Here is a 9,250-nt window from a genome sequence, read left to right as displayed (position 1 = left end):
GTCCCGGCCTGCGGGTCGGGGCGAAACCTCTTTTATTTCCTAGGAAATTACAGGAATCATCATGGCAAAAGGTAAGTTTGAACGGACCAAACCGCACGTGAACGTGGGTACGATCGGGCACGTTGACCACGGCAAGACGACGCTGACGGCGGCGATCACGACGGTGCTGGCCAAGGCGATGGGCGGCGAAGCCAAGGGCTACGACCAGATCGACAACGCGCCCGAGGAAAAGGCGCGCGGCATCACCATCAGCACCTCGCACGTGGAATACGAAACGGCCAACCGCCACTACGCGCACGTGGACTGCCCGGGCCACGCCGACTACGTGAAGAACATGATCACGGGCGCGGCCCAGATGGACGGCGCGATTCTGGTGTGCTCGGCCGCTGACGGCCCCATGCCGCAAACGCGCGAACACATCCTGCTGGCGCGCCAGGTGGGCGTGCCCTACATCGTCGTGTTCCTGAACAAGTGCGACATGGTCGACGACGAAGAACTGCTGGAACTGGTCGAAATGGAAGTGCGCGAGCTGCTCTCCAAGTACGACTTTCCGGGCGACGACACGCCGATCATCAAGGGTTCGGCCAAGCTGGCGCTCGACGGCGACGAAGGCCCCCTGGGTTCGCAGGCCATCATGGCCCTGGCCGAGGCGCTGGACACCTATATTCCCCAGCCCGAGCGCGCCGTGGACGGCACGTTCCTGATGCCTGTGGAAGACGTGTTCTCGATCTCGGGTCGCGGCACGGTGGTGACGGGCCGCATCGAGCGCGGCGTGATCAAGGTGGGCGAGGAAATCGAGATCGTCGGCATTCACGACACGGTCAAGACCACCTGCACGGGCGTGGAAATGTTCCGCAAGCTGCTGGATCAGGGCGAAGCGGGCGATAACGTCGGTATTTTGCTGCGCGGCACCAAGCGCGAGGAAGTCGAGCGCGGCCAGGTGCTGGCCAAGCCCGGCTCGATCCATCCGCACACGGACTTCGACGCCGAGGTCTACATTCTGTCCAAGGACGAAGGCGGCCGCCACACGCCGTTCTTCAAGGGCTATCGTCCGCAGTTCTACTTCCGCACGACGGACGTGACCGGCACGATCGAGCTGCCCGAAGACAAGGAAATGGTGCTGCCGGGCGATAACGTTTCCATGAAGGTCAGCCTGATTGCGCCGATCGCCATGGAAGAAGGCCTGCGCTTCGCCATCCGCGAAGGCGGCCGCACCGTCGGCGCCGGCGTCGTCGCCAAAATCAACAAGTAATTGGTGCGCTGGCGGGGGCTTCGCCCCCGCCTAGTCTCGTTCTTTAGGGATTCCCATGAAAAACCAAAAAATCCGCATCCGCCTGAAGGCGTTTGATTACAAGCTGATCGACCAATCCGCCGCCGAGATTGTCGATACGGCCAAACGCACGGGCGCCGTGGTTCGTGGTCCCGTGCCACTGCCCACGCGTATTCGCCGCTACGACGTGCTGCGTTCGCCGCACGTCAACAAGACGTCGCGTGACCAGTTCGAAATGCGCACGCATCAGCGCCTGATGGACATCGTCGATCCCACCGACAAGACCGTGGACGCGCTGATGCGCCTGGATCTGCCCGCCGGCGTGGATGTCGAAATCGCACTGCAGTAAACGGTTCGCAGCGCTTCCGGCCCGCCGGAAGCACCGTGCCAGCGCCCCCGTCGCACAGGATGCCACGGGGGCGTTCCGGTTTTTGCGGCTGCGTTTTCTGTCGCGCATGCGGCCGGCCTCCGCTCGACCGGGCAGCACACGCGGCGAGGTGCCTGCCGTCGTTGCGCCAACGCAAATAGGTAAATAGGGCCAACCACTTGATCAAAAACTGGTCAAGTGCTAGAATTTAAGGCTTGGTCGTATATTGGCAATAGGTGCACGCGCGCCCATTGCCTGTTTTCGGTCATGGGCTGGCTGTAAAACCGCAGTATCCAGGCGGCATACAAGCAGCCGCAGCACAAGCAACCGCAGTACCCAAGCCCCAAGCAATCGTACTTGGGATTCAAGCTTAAGGGCTTTAATGCCCCGGAGAAAACAATGTCGAATTCGACACCTACGCCCGCGGCCTGGCGCCTCGGGCTTGTGGGGCGCAAAGTCGGCATGACCCGCATCTTTACCGAGGAAGGCGATTCCATCCCGGTAACTGTGCTGGACGTGTCCAACAACCGCGTCGCCCAGGTCAAGACGCCTGAAATCGACGGCTATGCAGCAGTGCAGTTGGCTTATGGCACGCGTCGCGCTTCCCGCGTGGCCAAGGCCCAGGCGGGCCACTATGCCAAGGCCGGCATCGAAGCCGGCGCCATCCTGAAGGAATTCCGCCTCGACCCCGTCGTGGCCGCCGAATACACGGCAGGCGCCGTGGTGGCCGTGGAATCCGTCTTCCAGGCCGGCCAGCAGGTCGATGTCACCGGCACCAGCATCGGTAAGGGCTTTGCCGGCACCATCAAGCGCCATAATTTCGGCGCCCAGCGCACTTCCCACGGCAACTCGCGCTCGCACCGCGTGCCCGGTTCCATCGGCCAGGCTCAAGACCCCGGCCGCGTGTTTCCCGGCAAGAAGATGTCCGGTCACCTGGGCGATGTCACCACCACGGTGCAGAACCTGGATGTCGTGCGTGTCGACGCCGAACGCGGCTTGCTGCTGGTGCGCGGCGCCGTCCCCGGCCACAAGAATGCCGACATCGTCGTGCGTCCGGCCATCAAGGCCGCACCCAAGAAAGGAGCCTAATCATGGAACTCAAGCTCCTGAATGATCAGGGTCAGTCCTCGGCCACCGTTGCGGGCGCCGACGAAATCTTCGGCCGCGAATTCAACGAAGCGCTGGTGCATCAGATCGTGGTGGCCTATCAGGCCAATGCCCGCATGGGCAACCGCGCGCAGAAAAACCGCGAAACCGTCAAGCACTCCACCAAGAAGCCGTGGCGCCAGAAAGGCACCGGCCGTGCCCGTTCGGGCATGACGTCCTCGCCGATCTGGCGTGGGGGTGGCCGTGCGTTCCCCAATTCGCCCGACGAAAACTTCAGCCACAAGGTCAACAAGAAAATGTACCGCGCCGGCTTGCGCGCCATTTTCTCGCAGCTGGTGCGCGAAGACCGTCTGGCCGTGGTCGAATCCTTCACCCTGGAAGCCCCCAAAACCAAGCTGGCCGCGGCCAAGCTGAAGGATTTGGGCATTACCGAATCCGTCCTCATCATCACTGATGCCATGGACGAGAACGTCTATCTCGCGACGCGCAACCTGCCCAACGTGGCGGTGATTGAAACGCGCTACGCCGATCCGCTGTCCCTGGTCCACTACAAGAAAGTGCTGGTCACCAAGTCGGCGATCGCCCAACTCGAGGAGTTGCTGGGATGAATGCCGAACGTCTGATGCAAGTCATTCTGGCACCCGTGGTCACTGAAAAGGCCACGATGATTGCCGAAAAAAACAACCAGGTCGCTTTCCGCGTTGTCGCCGATGCCACCAAGCCCGAGATCAAGGCCGCCATCGAACTCCTGTTCAAGGTCGAGGTCGATTCCGTGCAGGTTTCCAACCGCAAGGGCAAGGAAAAACGCTTTGGCCGCTTCATTGGCCGTCGCCGCAACGAACGCAAGGCCTATGTGTCGCTCAAGGCGGGCCAGGAAATCGACTTTACGGAGGTGAACTAAATGCCGCTGGTAAAAGTCAAACCCACATCCGCCGGCCGCCGGGGCATGATCAAGGTCGTGCACCCCGAGCTGCACAAGGGCCCGGGCTATGCCCCCCTGCTGGAACCCAAATCCCGGGGCTCCGGGCGCAACAACAACGGCCACATCACCGTGCGCCATCGCGGGGGCGGTCATAAGCAGCACTATCGCGTCGTCGATTTCCGCCGCAACAAGGACGGCATCGTCGCCCGCGTCGAACGCCTGGAATACGACCCCAACCGCACCGCTCACCTGGCGCTGCTGTGCTATGCCGATGGCGAACGCCGCTACATCATCGCACCGCGCGGCCTGGCCGTCGGCGCGTCCGTGGTCTCGGGCCTCGAAGCCCCGATTCGCGCCGGCAACACGCTGCCGATCCGCGCCATTCCTGTGGGCTCCACCATCCACTGCATCGAAATGCAGCCGGGCAAGGGCGCCCAGATCGCCCGTTCGGCCGGCGCGTCCGCCGTGCTGATGGCCCGCGAAGGCGTTTACGCCCAGGTTCGCCTGCGTTCCGGCGAAGTCCGCCGCATCCACATCGATTGCCGCGCCACCATCGGCGAAGTCAGCAACGGCGAACACAGCCTGCGCCAGATCGGCAAGGCCGGCGCAGTGCGCTGGCGCGGGGTGCGTCCGACCGTTCGTGGCGTGGCCATGAACCCGGTGGATCACCCGCATGGCGGCGGCGAAGGCCGCACTGGCGAAGGCCGCGAACCCGTCAGCCCGTGGGGGACTCCCACCAAGGGCTACCGGACCCGTCGTAACAAGCGCACAGACAATATGATTGTCTCGCGCCGCAAGCGCAAATAAGGGGCGAACACTATGTCACGTTCGATCAAGAAAGGCCCATTCGTCGATGCGCATCTGATCAAAAAGGTCGATGCCGCCGTCGGGGGCAAGGAAAAAAAGCCGATCAAGACCTGGTCGCGCCGTTCTACCATTTTGCCCGAGTTCATCGGGCTGACTATTGCCGTGCATAACGGCCGCCAGCACGTTCCCGTCTATATCAACGAGAATATGGTCGGCCACAAGCTTGGCGAATTTTCCCTGACGCGCACCTTCAAGGGGCACGCAGCGGATAAAAAGGCCAAGAGGTAAGCCATGGAAACCACCGCAGTCATTCGTGGCGTGCATATTTCCGCCCAGAAGACCCGCCTGGTGGCGGATCTGATCCGCGGAAAATCCGTGGCGCACGCGCTCAACATCCTGACGTTCAGCCCCAAAAAGGCGGCCGGCATCCTCAAGAAAGCGCTCGAATCGGCGATTGCCAATGCCGAGCACAACGACGGTGCCGATATCGACGAACTGAAGGTCACCACCATCTACGTCGACAAAGCCCAGTCGATGAAGCGTTTCTCGGCGCGCGCCAAGGGCCGTGGTAACCGCATCGAAAAGCAGACCTGCCACATCGTGGTCAAGGTCGGGGCCTAAGGAGTCGCTATGGGACAGAAAATCCACCCAATCGGGTTCCGCCTGGCGGTCAACCACAACTGGACTTCTCGCTGGTACGCCAACGACAAGGTCTACGGCAGCATGCTGGCCGAAGACATTCGCGTGCGTGAATACCTGAAGAAGAAACTCAAATCCGCATCGGTTGGCCGCATCGTCATCGAGCGCCCCGCCAAGAATGCCCGCATCACCGTGTACTCGGCCCGTCCGGGCGTGGTCATCGGCCGTCGCGGCGAGGACATCGAAAACCTGAAGGCCGATCTGCAGCGCCTGATGGGCGTGCCCGTGCACGTCAACATCGAGGAAATCCGCAAGCCGGAAACCGATGCCCAGCTGATCGCCGACTCGATCGCCCAGCAGCTCGAAAAGCGCATCATGTTCCGCCGCGCCATGAAACGCGCCATGCAGAACGCCATGCGCCTGGGCGCCCAGGGCATCAAGATCATGTCCTCGGGCCGTCTGAACGGCATCGAAATCGCCCGTACCGAATGGTATCGCGAAGGCCGTGTGCCCCTGCACACCCTGCGCGCCCACATCGACTACGGCACGTCCGAAGCCCAAACCACCTATGGCATCATCGGGATCAAGGTCTGGGTCTACAAGGGCGATATGCAGCCCAATGGCGACTTCCCGGTTGAAACCGCCGCCGGCCCGCGTGACGACGAACGCCGTCCGCGCCGCGCGCCGCGTGGCGACCGTCCCGGCCGCCCTGGTGGCCGTGGCCGTGGCCCGCGCCGTGATGCGGCATCGGCCGCGCCCGCGCCCGAAGGAGAATAATCATGTTGTCACCCTCCCGCAGGAAATACCGCAAAGAGCAAAAAGGCCGCAACACCGGCCTGGCGACGCGCGGCGTCAATGTGTCTTTTGGCGAATTCGGCCTGAAAGCCACCGATCGCGGCCGTCTGACGGCCCGCCAGATCGAGGCCGCCCGTCGCGCCATCAACCGTCACATCAAGCGTGGCGGCCGCATCTGGATCCGGATCTTCCCGGACAAGCCCATTTCGCAGAAACCCGCCGAAGTTCGGATGGGTAAAGGCAAGGGCAATCCAGAGTTCTGGGTCGCTGAAATCCAACCTGGCAAAATGCTGTACGAAATGGAAGGCGTGTCCGAAGAAGTCGCGCGCGAAGCATTCCGTCTGGCTGCCGCCAAGCTGCCCTTGCGCACGACCTTTGTGTCGCGCCGCGTGGGCGCCTAAGGGGTAAACACATGAAAGCCAGTGAACTGCGCGAAAAAGACGCCGCCGGGCTCCAGTCCGAGCTCGAGAGCCTGCTGAAGGCACATTTCAACCTGCGCATGCAGCGTGCCACTCAGCAGCTTTCCAACACCAGCCAGTTGGGCAAGGTGCGCCGCGACATCGCGCGCATCCGCACCATCATGACTGAGAACGCAGGAAAGTAACATGACTACCGAAACCCAAAAAGACACCGCCAAGCGTCAACGCACGCTGGTCGGCAAGGTCGTCAGCAACAAAATGGACAAGACGGTCGTCGTCAGCGTCCAGACCCGCGTCAAGCACCCCGTGCTGGGCAAGTTCGTCAACCGCACCGCCAAATACAAGGCGCACGACGAAGCCAACCAGTTCAACGAGGGCGATACCGTGGAAATCGCCGAAGGCCGGCCCATCTCCAAGTCCAAGTCCTGGACGGTGGTGCGCCTGGTCGAAGCCGTGCGCATCATCTGATCGCACAGGCCGCCAAGACGGTCCTCCGCGCTTGGCGGCCCTTCGGCAGTCTGCAAAAAGCCCCGCTTCGGCGGGGCTTTTTGCATGGCGGCGGCTGTGGTAGGGTGGCGGCAGGCAAGCAGTGGAAGGAGAACACAATGAAGCCATCCTGTGGCCGATGGGCCGCGCCGGCGGTGCTGGCGCTGTTGCTGGGGGCTTGCGCCACGCCGCGGCCGGACGTCGCGGTCACGCCGCCGCGGGCATCCCCGCCGCCGACGACCGCCACGGCAGTGGCGGCCGCCGCCGCCTACGATTTCAGCATGGATATCTTCCATCCGGCGGTTGCCCGGCGCGGTATGGTGGTATCCGAGCAGGCGCTGGCCAGCCAGGCGGGCCTGGATATGCTGCGGGCCGGGGGCAATGCCGTGGATGCCGCCGTGGCGGTGGGTTTTGCCCTGGCTGTGGTTCTGCCCAATGCCGGGAACCTGGGCGGCGGGGGCTTCATGATGGTGCATACCGCCCGGGATGACCGCGACATCGCCCTGGATTTCCGCGAAATGGCGCCGCGCCGCGCCACGCGCGACATGTACCTGGATGAGCGCGGAGAGGTCGCCGAGGGCCGATCCCTGTTCACGCCCCTGGCGGTGGGGGTGCCGGGCAGCGTGGCGGGCTTGACCCATGCCCAGCGGCAGTGGGGGACACTGCCCTTGGCGCAGGTGATGGCCCCGGCCATCCGCCTGGCCGAGCGCGGCTATCCCGTCAGCCCGACGCTGGCCGAAGCCCTGGCCAAGACCGCCAAGACGATGGGCCGGTGGCCCGCCACCCGGGCGATTTTCTGGCGCGGCGGGCAGCCGCTGAGGGCGGGCGACTGGCTGGTGCAGAAGGATCTGGCGCAGTCCTTGCGCCTGATTGCCGCGCAAGGGGCCGAGGCCTTCTATCGCGGGGCCATCGGCCGGAAAATCGCGGCGGATATGGCCCGGCACGGCGGCCTGATCACGGCGCAAGACCTGGCCGAGTACCGGGTGGTCGAGCGCGACCCCATCGTGGGCGATTACCGGGGCTATCGCGTGGTCACGATGCCGCCGCCCAGTTCCGGCGGCATCCATCTGGTGCAGATTTTGAACATGATGGAAGCCTGGCCGGTCGGGAGCTGGGGCGCGGGCAGCGCCCAGACCATCCAGCACATGGCCGAAGCCATGAAGCTGGCGTATGCCGACCGCGCCGAATATCTGGGCGATACCGACTTCGTCCCGGTGCCCGTGGCGGGGCTGACCGCCAAGCCCTATGCCCGCGCCCTGGCGGCCACGATACAGGCCACGCGCGCGCGGCCATCGGCCGACATCCGGCCCGGCAGGCCGCAGCCCATTGAAGGCGATCAGACCACGCATTTTTCGGTGGCCGATGCGGCCGGCAATGCGGTGGCGGTGACCTACACGCTGAACACCCATTTCGGCAGCGGCATGGTGGCCGCCGGCACCGGCATACTGCTCAACAACGAAATGGACGATTTTTCGGCCAAGCCGGGTGTGGCCAATGTGTATGGCCTGATCGGCGGCGCGGCCAACGCCATTGCGCCGGGCAAGCGGCCGCTGTCTTCGATGACGCCGACCCTGGTTCTGAAAGACGGCCGGCCGTGGCTGGTGACCGGCAGTCCGGGCGGCGCACGCATCATCACGACGGTGCTGGAAGCCGTGGTGGATGCCATCGACTTCGGGATGAATCCCGCCGAGGCCGCCGCCATGCCGCGTTTCCACCACCAGTGGTGGCCCGATCAATTGCGGGTGGAAAAAGGCCTGAGCCCCGACACACTGGCGCTGCTGCGCAGCTATGGCCAGCACGTGGCCGTCATGCCGGCGATGGGCAAGACGCAGACCATCCAGATCCGCGAGGGCGTGATGTATGGCGCATCGGATCCGCGCAACCCGGACGGCGCGGCCCTGGGGCTGCCATGATGGTCTTGTCTGATGAACCGCAAAGCCACCTGGCGTCCGATCCTGTAGGATGGGGGCTGTTTCGACCACCGCCTGCGACAATCCTATGGACATCACCTGTTTTGACGACCTGCTGGCCGCCGCCCGCCAGCAGCCCGAACCGCAGCGCCTGCTGTTTGTGTTCGCGGCCAGCGGGGTGCCCGACGATGCCACCGTGGCCCAGAAAGCCAGTCATGCGCGTGGCGAGGGCGGCGAACTGACCCCTTTGCTGTGCGTGGACAAAACGCCGGCCGAAATCGCCGGCTTTGACGCCCTGGTGGCCGAATCGCGCCACACGGGACAGGACTGGCAGGTGATGTTTGTGGCCGCCATGGCGGATCAAAGCGCCTATCTGCCCGATAACAAGGATGTCGACATGGCTTTTCAGCGCATGACGCAGATGATCAAATACGGCACGATCGGGTCGCTGCTGGCGTTTGACCGTCAGGGCGACCCGTTGATCTTCGGGGCCGTTTGACGGTTTTCCGACGCGGCCTCCACGCCGGC

Annotated in this window: 14 protein-coding genes; all 14 read left to right on the top strand. The window is 63.9% G+C overall.

What is annotated here, in order from left to right; genetic code table 11:
• Positions 1–61: 61 nt before the first annotated feature.
• The 14 genes from tuf to ACMHYJ_RS04280 all read left to right on the top strand — a co-directional run bounded on the left by tuf (position 62) and on the right by ACMHYJ_RS04280 (position 9,221).
• A complete protein-coding gene (gene tuf / locus ACMHYJ_RS04345; protein WP_414244985.1) occupies positions 62–1,252 on the top strand; it encodes an elongation factor Tu in 1,191 nt (396 codons plus the stop codon).
• Positions 1,253–1,307: 55 nt separating this feature from the next.
• Positions 1,308–1,619 (top strand): 30S ribosomal protein S10, encoded by a 312-nt coding sequence (gene rpsJ / locus ACMHYJ_RS04340; protein WP_132477883.1) that lies wholly within the window; start codon positions 1,308–1,310, stop codon positions 1,617–1,619.
• 417 nt (positions 1,620–2,036) lie between these two features.
• Positions 2,037–2,726: a 50S ribosomal protein L3 gene (gene rplC, locus ACMHYJ_RS04335; protein ID WP_414244984.1), complete on the top strand. Its 690-nt coding sequence runs from the start codon at positions 2,037–2,039 to the stop codon at positions 2,724–2,726.
• A 2-nt stretch (positions 2,727–2,728) separates the two neighbouring features.
• Entirely contained in the window at positions 2,729–3,352 is a 624-nt protein-coding gene (gene rplD / locus ACMHYJ_RS04330; protein ID WP_414244983.1) for a 50S ribosomal protein L4, read from the top strand.
• The gene (rplW, locus tag ACMHYJ_RS04325; RefSeq protein WP_414244982.1) at positions 3,349–3,645 is read left to right on the top strand and encodes a 50S ribosomal protein L23; all 297 of its coding nucleotides are present in this window, start codon (positions 3,349–3,351) and stop codon (positions 3,643–3,645) included. Before rplD ends, rplW begins: the two co-directional genes overlap by 4 nt.
• Entirely contained in the window at positions 3,646–4,473 is an 828-nt protein-coding gene (rplB, locus tag ACMHYJ_RS04320; protein ID WP_414244981.1) for a 50S ribosomal protein L2, read from the top strand.
• Positions 4,474–4,485: 12 nt separating this feature from the next.
• Positions 4,486–4,761 (top strand): 30S ribosomal protein S19, encoded by a 276-nt coding sequence (rpsS, locus tag ACMHYJ_RS04315; protein WP_414244980.1) that lies wholly within the window; start codon positions 4,486–4,488, stop codon positions 4,759–4,761.
• Between the two features lie 3 nt (positions 4,762–4,764).
• A complete protein-coding gene (rplV, locus tag ACMHYJ_RS04310) occupies positions 4,765–5,094 on the top strand; it encodes a 50S ribosomal protein L22 (RefSeq protein WP_043678994.1) in 330 nt (109 codons plus the stop codon).
• A 9-nt stretch (positions 5,095–5,103) separates the two neighbouring features.
• Positions 5,104–5,889 carry a 30S ribosomal protein S3 gene (gene rpsC / locus ACMHYJ_RS04305; protein WP_414244979.1) on the top strand — a complete coding sequence of 262 codons (786 nt, stop codon included), beginning with the start codon at positions 5,104–5,106 and terminating at the stop codon, positions 5,887–5,889.
• 2 nt (positions 5,890–5,891) lie between these two features.
• Positions 5,892–6,308 (top strand): 50S ribosomal protein L16, encoded by a 417-nt coding sequence (rplP, locus tag ACMHYJ_RS04300; RefSeq protein ID WP_414244978.1) that lies wholly within the window; start codon positions 5,892–5,894, stop codon positions 6,306–6,308.
• A gap of 11 nt (positions 6,309–6,319) precedes the next feature.
• The gene (gene rpmC, locus ACMHYJ_RS04295; protein ID WP_414244977.1) at positions 6,320–6,511 is read left to right on the top strand and encodes a 50S ribosomal protein L29; all 192 of its coding nucleotides are present in this window, start codon (positions 6,320–6,322) and stop codon (positions 6,509–6,511) included.
• A 1-nt stretch (position 6,512) separates the two neighbouring features.
• Positions 6,513–6,794, top strand: coding sequence for a 30S ribosomal protein S17 (rpsQ, locus tag ACMHYJ_RS04290; RefSeq protein WP_414244976.1), 282 nt, complete (start codon positions 6,513–6,515; stop codon positions 6,792–6,794).
• 137 nt (positions 6,795–6,931) lie between these two features.
• Positions 6,932–8,725 carry a gamma-glutamyltransferase gene (ggt, locus tag ACMHYJ_RS04285; RefSeq protein ID WP_414244975.1) on the top strand — a complete coding sequence of 598 codons (1,794 nt, stop codon included), beginning with the start codon at positions 6,932–6,934 and terminating at the stop codon, positions 8,723–8,725.
• A gap of 85 nt (positions 8,726–8,810) precedes the next feature.
• Positions 8,811–9,221, top strand: coding sequence for a ribonucleotide reductase subunit alpha (locus ACMHYJ_RS04280; RefSeq protein ID WP_414244974.1), 411 nt, complete (start codon positions 8,811–8,813; stop codon positions 9,219–9,221).
• The last annotated feature ends 29 nt before the right edge of the window (positions 9,222–9,250 follow it).

The sequence above is a fragment of the Castellaniella hirudinis genome (assembly GCF_047468865.1).
Taxonomy (GTDB): domain Bacteria; phylum Pseudomonadota; class Gammaproteobacteria; order Burkholderiales; family Burkholderiaceae_B; genus Castellaniella; species Castellaniella hirudinis_A.
Note: the sequence above shows the minus strand (reverse complement) of the source record. Positions and strands in the feature narration are given on the sequence as shown.